Below are 15,935 nucleotides of genomic sequence, written 5' to 3' on the forward strand. Positions count from 1 at the left end.
TTTAAAACAAAAAAAGCCGCTACTTATGCGACTTTCTAAGCGATCTGTGTTTTATATTTTTCTATGTTTCCTTCCTCAAAGCCTCCACGATACTCGTTTGATTTAATCGATACATTGGCCAAACTGTGGCAATCAGCGTTGTGGCTATGGCACCTGCACAAGCAAGGACAATGCTACCCCATGGAATTGTCCAGTCTATATCCAATACACCTCTTAAGAGCCGATGCAAACCATAACTCAGAACCGTTCCGAGGGTGCTGCCGTAAATTGCAGCGTACATGCCGTAAAATAATCCTTCCAGCAAGATCATTTTGCCTACATTTCTATGTGTCATGCCAATGGCCTTGAGAACCGCGAATTCTTTGGTTCGCAGAATGAGATTTGTGCTGACGGTATTCAATATGTTCAGGAATGCAATAAGGACAATTACACCGATAAAACCATACAAAAAGATGCTTGCTGTGGTGGCATCGTTTTTGGCCTTTGCACGCGCCATCACATTATCCATATAGCTGTAACCTGCGTCTTTTTCGGTTAGGGACTTGAGGTAATCCGTGATCGGTTTGTTGGAAGTATCGGTTTTCGCAAGAATAAAGATCCTTGAATAAGCATCGTTACCTGTAACTTTCTCTATGACTTCAGGTGTCGTAATGAATTCAAGCATAGCACTCTCATTATAATCTTTCGATAACACCCCTTGATCAACGATTCCAGTCACCGTCAGTGTCTTGTATTTTTGATCCCCCCCCTCTAAAGTACGTACTTGGATATGATCCCCAACCTTAAACTGGGTTTGGTCGATGATAATCTGTTTGCCTTCCTCCGTCGTTATGATTCGTAACTTCTGATTGAGAATGACGCCATTCTCCTGGTTCATCTTATCCTTGTCGATCGTGCCAGCCGTTAGTTTGGATTTCAGAGCATCGAGTCCGTTATCTCCGAAGGATTGGAGGTAATTGTTGTCAGTTCGATACCCCTCTCCTTCTTCAACAGAATACATTCCCTTCCTGAGTTCATAGTATTTGGGATTCACTTTATCCTTCGGAAGGATTGCCATCACTTGATGGGTGTATAACTTATAGGCATGTTCAACTGCGTCAGTTTTGACAATATCTGAATATACGGAATCATCGATCCGCTTGGAATTCCCTTCATATTGAACTGAGTAGGAATATTCGATCCCCGATTGAGACGTCTGTCCTAAGAATTCTGTCAAGCCGCTAAAGACAATAAATAAAAGCATACTGATAACCATGGAAAAGGCTGTGATGCGGAAACGTTTTTTATTCCGTCGTATGTTTCGACTAGCAAATTGGCCTTCCATACCAAACAGCTTTTTCACCAGCATCGATTTACGGATGGATGTTACATTGTCCACCTTTGTGCTGCCCAAGCCATTTATCGCTTCAAGTGGGGATACATTGGCTGCCAGTCTAGCCGGTCCGATCGCAGAAAGATACACAGTCAGCAGTCCAAGTGCACCAGCAATCATCAGGATCGGTAGGGAAATGACCATTTGCATATCATTCAGAAAACCTAGTGCCAAAAAGCTAATGTTGTAAAACAGTAGCTTCATAAAGACAGTTCCCGTGAATAGTCCTATGGGAATGCCAATCAGACTGAGAATTGTCGCCTCTTTGAGAACTAATTTGCGTATTTGTGATGGGGTAGCTCCTATGCAACGCAGCATACCGAATTGGGAAGTGCGCTCCAAGACAGAAATATGAAACGTGTTATAAATTACCGCACTCGTACAACCCATAATAATAAGTATGATCGCAGCGAATGCGTATAGTAAACTATGGTTTACACCTTCGTAGATGCTTTTGCCATATAACTTGAGCAGTTCATTATTGTACTCAATCCGAACATTTTTAATGTCGATAGCCCTATCTAGTTTTATGGCAGAACCTTGATCCACTTTCTCAATATTCAGTGATGAAAGGATAGCTTTTGTCTTTGCTTCGATTTGATCCATCGATTTCATTTTGACGTAAATGAAATATTTTTTATCTGGTTCGATCGCTTGGTTATCTTCGTAAGTGATCGCCGATAATATGAAGTTGGCCGACCAGGAACCCTTAATGCCTGGGTTACTAAACCCTACGACGGTAAATTCCCTCTCTGTTTGGGGTCGAAAACCTTCATCCTGATCCCAGCCGAGATCTCCCAAACCATTGATTGGTTTGATCTCCCCTGTTGATGCGACAATCCGTTCTCCCAGAGTTAGCTTAATCGAATCACCCAGTTTCGGTTTCGTCGGAAAGCTATCCAGACTCAACGTCGGTAGGATAACTTCATGCGAATTCTTGGGCAGTCTGCCCGCATCCAACTGGATCTGGAGTTTGCTCATCGCATCGGTGTTATAACCTTTGAGATTCAAATACCGATAAGGCGCAGCAAATGGATTTTCTCGCTTCTCTTTCTCACTCGTTTTACTAAGGACCGAATATCCTTCCCTACTAACAATTCCGGCACTCTCCACCGATGCATGATTGACAACTTTAGAGATGGCTTCTCCGGGTATTCCGTTAAAAGAAACATGGTAATTCCCATACTCTTGAACGGTTTGCCGAACTACCTTGTCCCTAAAGCTAAGGCCAATGGTTCCGATGGCTGTAAGTAGTGTCACAGACAAAATAATACCAACGACGGTGAGCAGTGACCTTCTTTTTTGCCCGAGCAAATACTTCTGGGTAAGACTGGTATACTTATTCACGATCGCTCACCCCGGGTTGCTGCATGAGTGTGCCATCTTTTATATTTACAACGCGGTCCGCTCTTTGGGCTACATTCAAATCATGCGTAATCATAATCAAGGTTTGATTGTATTTTTTGACAGAGAAGGTGAGCAGATCAACGATTTCCTTACTGTTTTTGCTATCCAGATTGCCTGTGGGTTCATCGGCCAGTATAATCGATGGTTTGTTAATCAATGCGCGCCCAATTGCAGTTCGCTGCTGTTGCCCGCCTGATAATTGGGACGGAAGGTGCTGCCTTCGATCGCTGAGTCCCAACACGCTCAATAATTCTTCGAGATAGCCCTCGTCCACTTTTTTGTTCTCCAGCAGCATTGGCAGCTTAATGTTTTCTTCCGTGGATAGGACCGGTATCAGATTGTAAGATTGAAAAATAAAACCGATTTTACGTCTTCTGAATATGGCGAGTTCTTTCTCGCTTTGTGAATACAAATCCATACGATCAATAAAGACTTGACCACTTGTCGGTTGATCGACGCCCCCGAGCAGATGCAGCAAGGAACTTTTTCCAGACCCGCTGGCGCCCACGATTGCAACGAATTCTCCTTGGTTGACGGACAGATTAACGTTTTTCAGCGCCTCCACTCTGGCCTCAGCACTTCCATATGATTTACATAAATTATCGGTCTTCAAAATTTCCACCTTGTTGTACCTCCGTTGTGTGATTAACATTGCTTGATTGTTATTATAGGTGTGGAAGCTTACGATGAAGTGAAGAAGAAGCTTACATTTTCGTAAGCTTCTTCTTCACTTCATTATCTTTTGAAAAACGAAATTCTGAATGTAGCACCCTCTCTAGGCACGCTCTCCACCGTAATAATCCCGTTTTGTTCCTCGATGATCGATTTTGTCAAAGCCAGACCGATGCCTAAACTATGGGGCTTGTTATGGTTCTTTCCTCTATAAAATCGCTTGAAAATATGAGGCAGATCATCGGGATGGATGCCTTCGCCTGTGTCTCGGATAACGATCGTATTAAATAGTGCGTTTTCTTCCAGTTTAATACGGACCTCCCCTTCTTGTGGGGTGTGCTCCAGTGCATTTTTAATCAAATTCATAAAGGCTTCCTTCAGCCATTCTTCATCCGCTTGCAAAAACGCATTCTCCCCGCCGCGAATTGTGATGGTCTGTCGCTTTTGCTCTGCTACTGTTCGGAGTGAATAGACAGCACTCTCCATTAACTCCCGTAGCCTGATTCTTTCTTTGCAAAACCCGATGGCCCCAGCTTCGACCCTCGCCAGCTTCAGCAGGCTCACGATAAGCCATTCCATTCGGTCAAGCTGCTGCCGGCTTCGCTCCAGAAACGTCATTCTCATTTTTTTTTCCATCCCGGGATCGCTGAGCAAATTTTCATTGAACACTATGAGGGAAGCAAGAGGCGTTTTGAGCTGGTGTGAAATATCGGATAACAGGTTTCGCAGAAAGGCTTTTTCCTGTCGGAGTTGCTCCAGGCTGTTGGTTAGCCTTCCGGCCATCGCATTGAAGCTTCGGCCTAACGAGCCGAACTCTCCCTCCTCATTCTCGGGAAGTAGGTTGTCAAACTGATTTTCCACAACCTGCTCTGCTGCGTAGGAAATCGTTCTGATTTTGTCAAACAATTTGCGATATTCCCATAGCAGCAATAACATGAGCGGGATTAGGAGTAGCAATACCTGAGCCGCTGTTTTCAAGGGTAATGATCTTCCCGAAAGTACTGGCTGATTTTCTATGGGGATATCTCCCTGATAACCGTATTGCGCGAGGATGCGTTTGCCCTCAGCGAGTTCATCTGCTTTAGCTCCTTGGGTGATAAAGTGAATCACCTCATTTTCCAACCCTGGCTCTTTCATCAACAGATGTCCGATCAGGGCGGTATTTTGATTCACAATGGTTGTATTGATACTCTCGACTTGGTGGTGCATGTAAAAGAACATTAATAACGACAAAAGAACCTGCAGTGCAAGCACTTTAACGGCGATGGATTTCCACTCTGGATTACGCAGTACTTCGATCATGTTCATTTCCCTGTGACTTCCACGTTCCATTTATATCCGATCCCACGAATGGTTACGATATATTGTGGTGCAGCGGGAATGTCTTCCACTTTTTCTCTTAACCTCCGGATATGGACTGAGAGCGTATTATCATCAATGAACTCGCCCGAAAGATCCCATAGATGGTTCAAAATTGAACTCCTGCTGCATATCTGCTTAGGGTGGGAGATTAACATCAGTAATAGTCGATATTCAAGCGCCGTCAGTGTAATTTCAGTATTATTTTTGAGTACAGTTCCTTCTAAAATACGCAGTTGAATGTTGTCGGATTTCCATATGCTCACTTCTTGTTTGCTCTGGTTTTTCCGTCGCAATACCGCTTTGATTCGTGAAATAAGCTCTTTGGTTCGGACAGGCTTGGTTACATAGTCGTCCGCTCCTAGGTCAAGTCCGACAACCACATTCGCTTCCTCATCCAAAGCTGTCAAAAAAATAATGGGCACCTGGGAGGCTGCCCGGATCTCACTGCACAATTGATATCCTGACCCATCAGGCAGGTTGACATCCAACAAAATTAAATCGATGGGGTCTGCCTGAAGCTTATTCCTTGCTTCTTCCAAGCTGCCTGCCAGAACGACAGTATATCCTTCACTGGATAGCGTATATTGTATACCAAATACCAAGTTTTCATCATCTTCTACGAGTAATAACCGATTCATCTTGCACCTCAGATCATGCTATATTTAATATAAAAAATACTGCTTCATTTTTATTTGATTGTTACAGCGTTATTATACATCATTTTAGTTTCACTTTGGCTCGAGGGATTTTAAATTATTTTTCGTATTACTGTCAATAGAGTAACCACATGAGACCGAGGGGATCAAGTTGCATTTCAGTACGTACGCATTTGTACCTCTATCCGTAGCGATGTAGGTGATGTCGGTCACCCAAGCTTGATTGGGTGCCTTGGGCCTGAATTGGCGGTTGAGTACATTCTCAGCAACGGGCAGGTTATGTTTGGAGTTCGTTGTCGCTTTATATTTTTTAACGGTTCGAGATTTCAGCCCCTGCTCCTTCATCATTCGAGCGACGGTCTTCTCCGAAACTTTCCTGCCTTGTCTATGAAGCATCTATGTAACCTTCGGGCATCAGCGTCGGTCTTTTGCAAAGTAGTGCATGGCCTTTTTCGTATTATTAGGTCAGCCAGAGATTTATGGTTGGCTTATTTTATTAGGCACTTTAAGATGGCAGTAGTCGGGAAGAACGTTGGCCTTTTAGGGAGCATAGATCCCGTTCTTAAAACTGTTCTCCCCACCACCCTCAATCACAAAATTGTAGATTGAGACCTTGACCGCCTGATTCTGTTGATATCAAAACTTGGCAATCTCCATTTCGAAATCGTTCGATAGACATTTGCTTTTCGCTAGAAGAGAGGCCCCCTTGAAAAGTAGTAAAAGTCACGTCATGATCGGTAAACACAGACTTTAGCATTTCAATGGTTGCAAGATATTCAGAATATACGATGACTTGATTGCGATTAGCTTTAATGATTTTCAGTAATTCTGCTGTCTTAGTCGGTACTCCAATACTTTCACCAAAACCAATAAGATCTTCACATATTTTTTGGTCATCTAGTCCTGATAATCGAGGCAGCATTCGATTCTTGAGAGTCCTCAAGGTTGATTGTGGGCTACTGCAATTTTGCTTCAGAAGCATCATTAGAATAAGAACAATTAAATTGATCTCCGTCTTATCCCATCCAATAGGAATTTGGTCATCTACATACTTACGATAAATATTTCTACAGAAATCTATAACTTGATTATGGAATTTCCTCTCGGTATCAGACAACTCTATCTCAATGCTATAAACTTGCCGTCTTGGCAGCTCCACTAATGTATTAGCCCTTCGATTTCTGACCATTACGTTATTAAGAAGTTCTTTAAGGTTTTGAATATTTTTGGGTGTATAACGGTTAACCATATACTTTTCTCTGAATAGTTTTCGACTACGTAAGTATCCTGGTTTTAATATGTTCACGAGATTATAAAGTTCTCTAATATCATTTTGGATAGGTGTAGCAGACATAAGTAATGTGTTTATCTTACTTATACTGTAGATAAACTTGTATGTAGCTGTGGTGTGATTTTTAAGGCAGTGCGCTTCGTCTACTACAAGGAGATCAAATGTACGTTCACTGATTCTTTGTTTTCTCTCAACAGAACGCACGAGTCCAGGAATGGATGAAATAATAAAATCAGACGTCTCCCATTAAACGATCAAATCCTTTTTGAAGTCGAATGGTCTGGGATTGTAATTCCAATTTAACGTTTATACTGGAAGATCTACCTGATAATAATAAAACCCATATTAGCTCCTAACTCAGCTATGAAGACGGCAAAAGAGCCTGCGTTAACAGGCTCTTCCATGTCATATAATGCGATTAATCATTCCATAATGATAGGCGATCTTTCACTAGAGCCCCGTAGCTGTCTTCCAACTTCTCTACGCCCGCATCGATCAAATCTTTCTGATACGTATCCCATATAACGTCGAACTGGCCCTCTTTGACGTCATGTCAATGAGCTTAATCGGCTGAATTCCTAACCATTGATAGTTGCCTAGCACTCATATTTGTTTTCATTAATAGAATGTGGTGTAACACATCAACATGAGGAGGCATGCCACAAATGCAGAAAAAGGGACCTGTAAGGAAGAAAACAAAAAATTGTAAAAAGGTACAGCGGCACGTACACGAATTTGAAGGAAGTACTAAATTGGCTGAAGAAGGCGATGATCGACATAACCATCGCTTTGCTGGAGTTACAGGCCAAGCGATTCGAGTAGGAAAAAGCCATATCCATGAAATCGATCTAACGAAAACGGATTTCTTTAACCATTTTCATAAACTGAAAAAGATTAAAACAGGGCCTGCAATTCCAGTAGGAAATGGTAAACACGTACATTTTGTAACAGGTCAAACGACATTAAATGATGGTCATGTTCACCAATTTAAATTCGCAACATTGATTCAAGAACCACTAATTTAGTGAAATATCGCTTAACGGAAAACAAACCTGCCGGATGAAAATATCGGCAGGTCTGTTCTGTTTATATTTTCAATTTTGAACTTTAAATTATTACTCACATAGGACATTGTGGCCAACTGCCGTCATGTTTTTATTCAGCTGTATTCATTTGAGGTTCCCACCAGACTCCCCCTTCAAGTTCCTCTAATGTTTTAGCCATTAGAAATAACCTGACCGTTAGAATTCCTGTAATACGAATAATTTGGAGTTTGAACAAAAATGAGCGCCTCTGGCACATTGGCTCTCTACTCAGAGCATTGAGGCCGTTCTCGTCAATCCTCACTTTTCTTCATTTTAACTATCTGAACCGTTGATTAACAAAAGCCAGTAGAATCAGGCTTTTTTAGCTACTGGCTTTTGTAACGACAAAACACTATAAAATTAGCGTCATTATTAAATAAAGTCTACACACATGATCAAAACAATCTAAACCTTATAAGCCCGCATCGCCTTGCGCAGCTCCTTAAACGTCGGGCGCTTGCCATACATTAGGACGCCGGTGCGATAAATTTTCGCTCCCAGCCAGCCGAAGATGTAGATCGATACGAACAAAATGCCTAAGGACAGCAGCACCTGCCACACTGGCGGGTTCGTCAGCCCAATTCGCAGCATCATAACGAATGGCGAGAAAAACGGCACATAGGAAGCGACTTTCACGAGCATCGTGTCCGGATTCGAAATACTGAATGTGCTAATGTAGAAGCCTGCCAGCGATAAAATCGTAATCGGCATGACTGCCTGTGCCAGATCCTCCGTCCGGCTCACAATGGAACCGATTGCCGCATACAGCATCGCATACAGGAAATAGCCTGCCAAGTAGTAGATGACCGCATACACAATCAGCGACGGATCAATTTGGTCAAAATGAATATTCAAATTCGTGAACGCATCTTTATTTTGCGGCATCGATAAATTGATGATCATAACGGCTCCATACAGCACCAGCTGGAACAAGCCGACGAGGAACATCCCGAACACCTTTCCGAACATTTGTGTCAACGGCGATACGCTGGTAATGAGAATTTCCATAACCCGCGAGCCTTTTTCCGATGTAATTTCTGTCGCAATCAGCTGCCCCGTCACCATAATAACAAAGAACAGCATAATGACAATAATCGATACGAGTCCCATATTGACCGCTTGCTGCTCTGGGGACAGCCCCTCTGCATTGGAACCTGCTCCCGCTTCAGCAGCAATTTGCATGGTATCAATCGTTACCGGCGCGAACAGCTGTCCCTTTTGTTCCTCGCTCAGTCCGGCTTCCTTGAAAATCATTTCGGTGCGTATGTTTTGCAGCGCCCCTTGCAGGGAACGGGTTGTAGATTCATCCAGCAGCTTCTCGGATTTATAAGTTACAGCTGGAAGCCCGTTTGCCTGAACGTCGCCAAAGGTCAAATATCCTTTAATTTTCTGATCGATAATGCCCTGCTTAAGTGCTTGCTCATTACCCGCATTGGCACCCGTATCCGCAAAATCAACCAGCTCAACATTTGGCTGCTCCTGCTGCGAATAATAGACTTTGAGCTGCTCCGCAAGCTTAGTCCCCTCTGCCCCACTGCCCGCTTCCGCCTGAATATAACCAATAGAAGTGGTTTTTACTTCGTCATTGTTAAACTGGGAGATGAGATAAGGCAGATTAGCACCAATCGTAATAATAATTGCAAAAATCAACGTCATAACCAAAAAGGATTTTGTCCGAAACTTATTGCGAACGGTGAAGCTGACGACTGTCCAAAAATTACTCATGCTTTTCACCCACCAATTTTATAAAGATTTCGTTTAGGGTTGGCTCCATAATTTCAAACCGCTTAATTTCCGTTTGCTCCATCGCATGGCGTAAAATAAGCCCGCCCGCCGCTTCGTTCTCAATACGGAGCTCGTAACCCGATTCATTGCGCTGCACATTCGTTACGCCTTCCAGCGTCTCAAGCCCCTTCACGGTGCGCTCGGTGCCTAGCATGACGCGCTCGCGAGGATATTGGCCCTTAAGCTCCTTAAGGTTGCCCTGCAGTACCGCGTTCGAGCGGTGCATGATCGTAATATTGCGGCACAGCTCTTCCACATGCTCCATGCGGTGTGTCGAGAACAGCATCGTCGTACCTTCTTCACGCAGCTCCTTCACCGCTGCCTTCAGCAGCTCCACGTTCACCGGGTCAAGCCCGCTAAAGGCTTCATCCAAAATGACGATTTTCGGCTTATGGATGACCGAGGCAATGAACTGGATTTTTTGCTGGTTGCCCTTCGACAGCTCCTCCAGCTTCTTATTGTAATATTCCGGCACGCCGAATTTTTCCAGCCAATACTTCAAGCTTTGATCGGCATCCCGCTTCGACATCCCCCGCAGCTTCGCCAAATACAGCAGCTGGTCGCTTACGCGAACACGCGGATACATCCCCCGTTCCTCCGGCAAATAACCGAGCATTTGCAGCTGATTATGGCTGTAAGGCTTGCCGTTATATAAAATTTGTCCCCCATCGGGAAAAATAAGTCCCAGCACCATTCGCATCGTCGTCGTTTTGCCCGCGCCGTTCGCACCTAGCAGGCCGTAAATTTCGCCTTCTCCTACTTCCAGGCTAATGCCATTTACTGCTGTTTTATCGCCATACTGCTTATAGATTTGTTCAATTTTTAGTGGCTTCATTGTCGTCTCCTCCTTGATATCAAGCTCTAATATGCTGTCTGTCCTGCTGGATTAATACCGCCAAAATATCATCAAGGTCGAGCGCCTGCCGCCCCATGATCTCGATGCTCGCCTGCTCAAGCCAGCGCTCGGTTTCCAGTGCCTGCCGCGTAATGATTCGCAGATTGCCGCAGCCTGCATCTTCCACCACGCATTGGCCGGGAATACTCCTCACATCCCTGCCTTCAAGCTCTCTGCCATTCACATAAAACATATGCCAGCTGCTGAGCAGCTCATCCTTCTCGTACATGCCCAGTATGCGGCCTTGCGACATAAAGACGATGTAATCCGCGAGACGCTTTACTTCATCCACAATGTGAGAGGCCATAAGAATCGTTCGCTCTCCATCATTCATATAATTGTGCAAAAAGCTCATCATGCTGCGCCAAGCCAGCGGATCGAAGCCAGAGGAAGGCTCATCAAGCAGCAGCAGCTCGGGATGATGGGCGAGTACAAGTGCAAACTCATACTTGCGCCGCGTCCCTTTGGACATTTTGCCAAGCCTGATGCTGTCATCGACCTCGAACATTCGCAAAATTTCACGATACAAATTCACGTCCCAATTCGGGTACCATTTTTGCACAAAATCGGTCTTATCCGAAGCCCTCAGCTTATTCTCATGACTGCCAAACAGCTCGGGCACATAACCGATTTTATTTTTCCAGTCGATATCCTTCTGGTCTGCAATGGAATGGCCAAGTACGCTCAGCTCGCCTTTATCAGGCTTGATCAAGTCCAGCAGCATCCGAAAGGTCGAGCTTTTGCCTGAACCATTCGGGCCGACAATTGCAGTAACGTATCCCTTCGGCACTTCCAATGAAAGCGGCCCTAGCTGAAACCGATCACGCCGCAGCTCAACTTTTTTTATATGAATAGCCGTCTCGTTGCTCATCTCTTGTCCTCCCTCTAGGCTTGATCTTTAAAATGCTTCTCCAGCTGCTCGCGAAAAATCTGTTCCAGCTCCTCGCGTGAGCACTTCACCCGCTGTCCCGCTGTTATCGCCGCCTCGAATGCTTCGACGACAGCCACTAAGCGGTATCGGTCACGATCATCCTGCTCAACCGCCGCAACGTAGGTGCCCGTTCCTTGCCTCGTTCGCAGCAGCCCTTCCGACTCCAGGTCCTGATAAACCCGGCGTACCGTGATGACGCTGCATTTGAGCGATTGTGCAAGCTCCCGGATTGAGGGGAGCAGCGTTCCTTCTGACAATTGCCCACTGACAATCAGCGCTCTCAGCTGGACTTCTATTTGATAATAAAGCGGCTCGGCGCTCTGCTCATTAATTTGAATCGGCAGCCACACGGCTTCACCTTCTTTGCTTATTTACTCAATTGCCTATTTAAAGCTGCGCGTCTCCAGCCGATGTTTTAGACCTCTATAACTAATGGTGATTCCAATCATACTGACTAGCATCCCAACTAGCAAATACCACCACTCCCCATTTCCAATTCCTATCAGCGAATAGTTGACGATCGAAATGCCATTAAAGCTGAGCAGAGCGCTGATGATCAAAAACACAATGCAGTACAGCACACACACGAGCATGTACGTCTTTCCCGTGAAGCCATATTCCCAAATGGCATACGTAGCAGCAAAGCCAAGCGAATAGAAAAACCAGAATAGTCCATATAAAAGATAAGCACCCGGAGAAATTGCCTCACTTAAGCCATCCACTAAAAAATATTGAATCAGGAAGAAAATGATTTGCATCGGGAAAAGCATAACCGCCAGCTGCAGTATTCTCCCCCATATAATCTGCGGTACTGTAATCGGCATCGTACGCCATTCTGCCAGCTTGCCACTATAGGTATCATTGAACCAGAACATATTAGAGCGGCTTAGCCCAAAACCGAGGCAAGGCAGCGTCGTAAGAAAAACAAAATCGATCGCCCAATATTCACCTGCCGAAACATCCAATTCGTTAATTTGGTACAACATCCCCAACACAATTGCCATATATATAGCTAGTAAAAACGAAGCTAGAAAACCCCATCGTGTTTTCCGCAATTCATAAACTAAAATATGCCATGCCCCTTGCCACATACTCACAAGTTTTCCTCCAGTCACTCTATATACTGTATATATCTTTATACACAGTATAATCACACCTAAATCGGTTGTCAATCCATCCCAGCATTTTTTTTGAAAAAGGGCTCTGCCTAGCCATGTTTGTTAAGCGGCAAATCAAAAAAAGCCTTGGACATGAGCTTATTAGGCTCTGGCCAAGGCTTTATAGCTTTTAAAATGTAGGATGTGCTGCTGTTTTAGAAGCGTGCTGCTGCTGCTTTCGCTTCTTCGATTGCATGCGCAACAATAGCTTCCGCTTCATTAGGCATTTGGTTGTGGCCTTCTGCAATGACGATTTCGAAATTCGTTACGCCGAAAAATTGCATAATATTGCGGACATAATTGAGGGACATTTCAGCTGCCGCTGCTGGACCTTCGGAGTATACGCCGCCTCTTGCATTCAGCAGAGCTACCTTTTTATCAGGAATAAGGCCAACCGGACCTTGCTCGGTATATTTGAACGTTTTGCCTGCTTCGTAAATGTAGTCAATATACGTATGCAGCACAGCTGGAATCGTCAGGTTCCACAGTGGAAAACCGAAAACGACCTTGTCCGCAGCAAGAAATTGATCAATATATTTGCTGGAAACATTAACCGCCGCTTGCTCCTCAGGTGTCAGCTCATAACCGCGCGCCGCTTTAAATTTACCGTTAATCATATTGGCATTCAAATACGGAAGCTCTTCTTGGAACAAATCCAGTTCCGTAACGCTATCATTTGGATGTGTCTCTTTGTAAGTATCTAGGAACGCTTGATAGAGCTTCACGCTCACTGCTTGGTCCAAACCACGATCATTTGCTTTCACAAAAAGTACAGTGCTCATAATAATTATTCCCTCCGTAAAAAAGCGCTCAATGCGGGCAGCTTCTCAATTGTGTATTTGTAATAAGCTTTATTTTACAAGCCTTTTTCTTACAAATCATCGGCCAATAGCATGAAAGTCGCCCGTTTTGAGTCTCAGAGGGCTTAGGTCTAGTCTTACGACTCTGGGCCCAAATAATGAATACCGCGCAGCGCGGCTTGTGTTCGATCGGTTACATCCAGCTTGCTAAGAATGCTGCTGACATGGGTTTTGACTGTTTTTTCGGCAACGACTAATTCCCGGGCAATTTCTTTATTGCTTTTCCCTTTCATCAGCTGCCTAAGCACCTCTATTTCACGAGGCGTTAGCGATGTAAAGGCTAATTGATCTGACTTAGCGCGTGTTGAATCGGGTTCCGACTGTAATTGGAGCGGAGGATGCAATAAACGATCCTCTGTTCTTTCAAACCGTCCAGCTGGCGTCCCACCCCCGATTAGCACGCTGGAAATATCGGGATGCAGCTGAATATTGCCTTTATAAGCGCTGCGTATCGCCTCCGCCAGCTGATCCGGTGCGACATCCTTCAGCATATACCCAATCGCCCCCGTCTGAAGAGCAGGAACAATATGGCCGCGGTCTGCGAAGCTGGTCAGCACCAGCACTTTAATCGCTGGATGCTGCTCGGCAATGATTCGGCTTGCCTCAATCCCATCCATGACAGGCATTTGCAGGTCCATCAAGATCATATCCGGCTGGAGCTCAGCCGCTTTCTCCACTGCTTCCTTCCCGTTGCCTGCCTCTCCGACAATTTCAAAATCCGGCTGCAAATTTAGAAAGAAAGCGATGCCCTTCAAAACAATTTGATGATCGTCAACGAGTAAAAGCTTAATTTTCACCGTTCATCCTCCCTCCTCTGCTGCCAGCGGTATGCTCGCCCGAATGACGGTTCGCTGCCCCATTTCGCTATGAATGATAAACTCACCGCCGAGCGCCTCTGCTCTTTCGCGCATAGACAGCATCCCCATCGTCTGTCCCTGCAGTTGTTTAGGAGAAAAGCCTCGACCATGATCCTCAATTTCCAGCGTTACTTCCCGCTCTGATTTCACAAGCCGAATATAGGCAGCTTCTGCACCTGAGTGCTTTCGAATGTTGTTAAGCCCTTCTTGGCCAATCCGCCATAAGCCTTCTTCAAGCGCACGGGGCAGCTCCTTCAGCCCTTCCGCCTCTGCAAGTACGACAAGGTCCATCCTTTCGCCATACTGCTTAAGCGCAGGAAGCAGACCATTCTCAAGACCAGCGGGATGCAGCTGCCAAATAAGCGTCCGCATCTCCCCCAGCGTTTCCTGCGACAAGCTGGCCATTTCCTGAAGCGAGCGTTCCACGATCGGCTCTTTCCCGCCGAGAATCTTTTCTGCCCCTTTAGCGATAAAAGACAGCGAAAATATTTTTTGCATCACCGAATCATGCAAATCCCGTGCCATTCGGATTCGTTCCTCCATACGGGCAAGCTCCCGGCGCTGTTCATTTACTCTCAAATTATCAATGCTGAGCGTCAAATGCTCACCGAGGGCATACATAAATTCTTCATGATAATGATCGAATTGCCCACTATCGTTACTGCTAATGAACAAAACACCATAGGGACAGCTGCCTCTTCGCAGCGGAATCGCTGCAGCCGATGTGAATGCCTTTAGACCTTTCGCTGTTAGCGGGACGACTGCTTCCTCCTTGCTATCTGCAACAACGACAAGACGATTTTGGTGAAAAGCGTCAGCCACAACTCCCCCGTTTCCACAATCGAGCTGCTGCCAGCCTTCCCTCGTCTGCTGCCCGTCGTAATAAGCTCGAAGCGAAAGCTTGTCCTGCTCATAGACGAATAATGCAATTTGCGGCCAGTCGAAAGCAGCGCTTATATGTTCAACCGCTTTCAAGGGCAGCTGGCTAATGTCCTGCACCGCATGGATGCGCGTAATGACCTCGCCAAGCTTCGCATAGAGCAGCGCATTTCGCTCCTGTGCCTGATATAGGCGGATACGCTTAATCGCTGTGCCTATCTGGTACGCAACTGCCTGCAGCAGGGCAAGCTCCTCATTTGAAAAAAATTCTTTGCCCGCCTGCGCAGCATTCAGCAATCCAAAGCTCTCCGCGCCTGCCTTCAGTGGCACCGTCGCATGATGCGTCAAGCCGCCTTTATCGCCAGCATTGTATTCCGCAGCATATACAATTCGGGAGCATTCAATAATGTTGACCGCACGATTCAGCTTGTTTTGGCGATAGCTTTCGGTGCACCAGCAGCCTTCTCCGCACATTGCTGCATTATCGTTGGCTGCAAGGGTTGAGGGGAGATTTTGCGCGGCCGCACATATGCTGTCTGAATGCTCATCAAGCAAGAAGATCCAGCCCGTCGTAAAGCTGGTAACCTCAAGAAGCTTCACCAGTACCGCATTCAGCATAACCTTCATATCATTCATCGAATTGAGCATCTCCGCAATTTCCTTGAGCGCCGCCAGCTCATCTGAACGAATCTCTCTGGACAAGGCAAATCCCCCTTAATACAGCAA

The 15,935-nt window shown here is 45.4% G+C and carries 14 protein-coding genes and 1 pseudogene; 1 reads left to right on the plus strand and 14 read right to left on the minus strand.

The window, feature by feature from the left end; all coding sequences use genetic code 11:
• Positions 1-61: 61 nt before the first annotated feature.
• From AC6B99_RS04380 to AC6B99_RS04405, 6 genes and pseudogenes are all read right to left on the minus strand, one after another.
• The gene (locus AC6B99_RS04380; RefSeq protein WP_494859277.1) at positions 62-2,719 is read right to left on the minus strand and encodes an FtsX-like permease family protein; all 2,658 of its coding nucleotides are present in this window, start codon (positions 2,717-2,719) and stop codon (positions 62-64) included.
• A complete protein-coding gene (locus AC6B99_RS04385; RefSeq protein WP_056042894.1) occupies positions 2,712-3,401 on the minus strand; it encodes an ABC transporter ATP-binding protein in 690 nt (229 codons plus the stop codon). Before AC6B99_RS04385 ends, AC6B99_RS04380 begins: the two co-directional genes overlap by 8 nt.
• Before the next feature lie 113 nt (positions 3,402-3,514).
• A complete protein-coding gene (locus AC6B99_RS04390) occupies positions 3,515-4,759 on the minus strand; it encodes a HAMP domain-containing sensor histidine kinase (RefSeq protein WP_496662836.1) in 1,245 nt (414 codons plus the stop codon).
• A complete protein-coding gene (locus AC6B99_RS04395) occupies positions 4,756-5,451 on the minus strand; it encodes a response regulator transcription factor (RefSeq protein ID WP_056042898.1) in 696 nt (231 codons plus the stop codon). Before AC6B99_RS04395 ends, AC6B99_RS04390 begins: the two co-directional genes overlap by 4 nt.
• A gap of 194 nt (positions 5,452-5,645) precedes the next feature.
• Positions 5,646-5,865 (minus strand): annotated as a pseudogene (locus AC6B99_RS04400) (IS3 family transposase); the annotation flags it as partial.
• Positions 5,866-6,055: 190 nt separating this feature from the next.
• On the minus strand, positions 6,056-6,964 hold the full coding sequence (locus AC6B99_RS04405; RefSeq protein ID WP_496662837.1) for a DEAD/DEAH box helicase: 909 nt from the start codon (positions 6,962-6,964) through the stop codon (positions 6,056-6,058).
• Positions 6,965-7,425: 461 nt separating this feature from the next.
• On the opposite strand from AC6B99_RS04405, the gene AC6B99_RS04410 reads away from it, so the two are divergent.
• Entirely contained in the window at positions 7,426-7,785 is a 360-nt protein-coding gene (locus AC6B99_RS04410; protein WP_056042903.1) for a YmaF family protein, read from the plus strand.
• 465 nt (positions 7,786-8,250) lie between these two features.
• On the opposite strand, the gene AC6B99_RS04415 is transcribed toward AC6B99_RS04410, so the two are convergent.
• From AC6B99_RS04415 to AC6B99_RS04450, 8 genes are all read right to left on the minus strand, one after another.
• Positions 8,251-9,570: an ABC transporter permease gene (locus tag AC6B99_RS04415; protein WP_056042905.1), complete on the minus strand. Its 1,320-nt coding sequence runs from the start codon at positions 9,568-9,570 to the stop codon at positions 8,251-8,253.
• Complete coding sequence (locus AC6B99_RS04420) at positions 9,563-10,465, minus strand: ABC transporter ATP-binding protein (RefSeq protein ID WP_056042907.1); 903 nt, start codon at positions 10,463-10,465, stop codon at positions 9,563-9,565. The genes AC6B99_RS04415 and AC6B99_RS04420 overlap by 8 nt, the downstream gene beginning before the upstream one ends.
• A gap of 19 nt (positions 10,466-10,484) precedes the next feature.
• Positions 10,485-11,396: an ABC transporter ATP-binding protein gene (locus AC6B99_RS04425; protein WP_496662838.1), complete on the minus strand. Its 912-nt coding sequence runs from the start codon at positions 11,394-11,396 to the stop codon at positions 10,485-10,487.
• A 14-nt stretch (positions 11,397-11,410) separates the two neighbouring features.
• Complete coding sequence (locus AC6B99_RS04430) at positions 11,411-11,806, minus strand: GntR family transcriptional regulator (RefSeq protein WP_494859259.1); 396 nt, start codon at positions 11,804-11,806, stop codon at positions 11,411-11,413.
• Positions 11,807-11,839: 33 nt separating this feature from the next.
• A complete protein-coding gene (locus tag AC6B99_RS04435) occupies positions 11,840-12,553 on the minus strand; it encodes a hypothetical protein (protein ID WP_155973613.1) in 714 nt (237 codons plus the stop codon).
• Positions 12,554-12,768: 215 nt separating this feature from the next.
• On the minus strand, positions 12,769-13,395 hold the full coding sequence (locus AC6B99_RS04440; RefSeq protein WP_056042914.1) for an FMN-dependent NADH-azoreductase: 627 nt from the start codon (positions 13,393-13,395) through the stop codon (positions 12,769-12,771).
• 155 nt (positions 13,396-13,550) lie between these two features.
• Positions 13,551-14,270, minus strand: coding sequence for a response regulator (locus AC6B99_RS04445; RefSeq protein WP_496662839.1), 720 nt, complete (start codon positions 14,268-14,270; stop codon positions 13,551-13,553).
• A 3-nt stretch (positions 14,271-14,273) separates the two neighbouring features.
• Positions 14,274-15,911 (minus strand): GAF domain-containing sensor histidine kinase, encoded by a 1,638-nt coding sequence (locus tag AC6B99_RS04450; protein ID WP_496662840.1) that lies wholly within the window; start codon positions 15,909-15,911, stop codon positions 14,274-14,276.
• Positions 15,912-15,935 lie beyond the last annotated feature (24 nt).

Source organism: Paenibacillus liaoningensis (genome assembly GCF_059609455.1).

Coding starts and splice junctions, on each gene's coding strand:
- AC6B99_RS04420 (WP_056042907.1), bottom strand. CDS start 10,465: ATGAAGCCACTAAAAATTGAACAAATCTATAAGCAGTATGGCGATAAA.
- AC6B99_RS04440 (WP_056042914.1), bottom strand. CDS start 13,395: ATGAGCACTGTACTTTTTGTGAAAGCAAATGATCGTGGTTTGGACCAA.
- AC6B99_RS04425 (WP_496662838.1), bottom strand. CDS start 11,396: ATGAGCAACGAGACGGCTATTCATATAAAAAAAGTTGAGCTGCGGCGT.
- AC6B99_RS04410 (WP_056042903.1), top strand. CDS start 7,426: ATGCAGAAAAAGGGACCTGTAAGGAAGAAAACAAAAAATTGTAAAAAG.
- AC6B99_RS04395 (WP_056042898.1), bottom strand. CDS start 5,451: ATGAATCGGTTATTACTCGTAGAAGATGATGAAAACTTGGTATTTGGT.
- AC6B99_RS04415 (WP_056042905.1), bottom strand. CDS start 9,570: ATGAGTAATTTTTGGACAGTCGTCAGCTTCACCGTTCGCAATAAGTTT.
- AC6B99_RS04390 (WP_496662836.1), bottom strand. CDS start 4,759: ATGAACATGATCGAAGTACTGCGTAATCCAGAGTGGAAATCCATCGCC.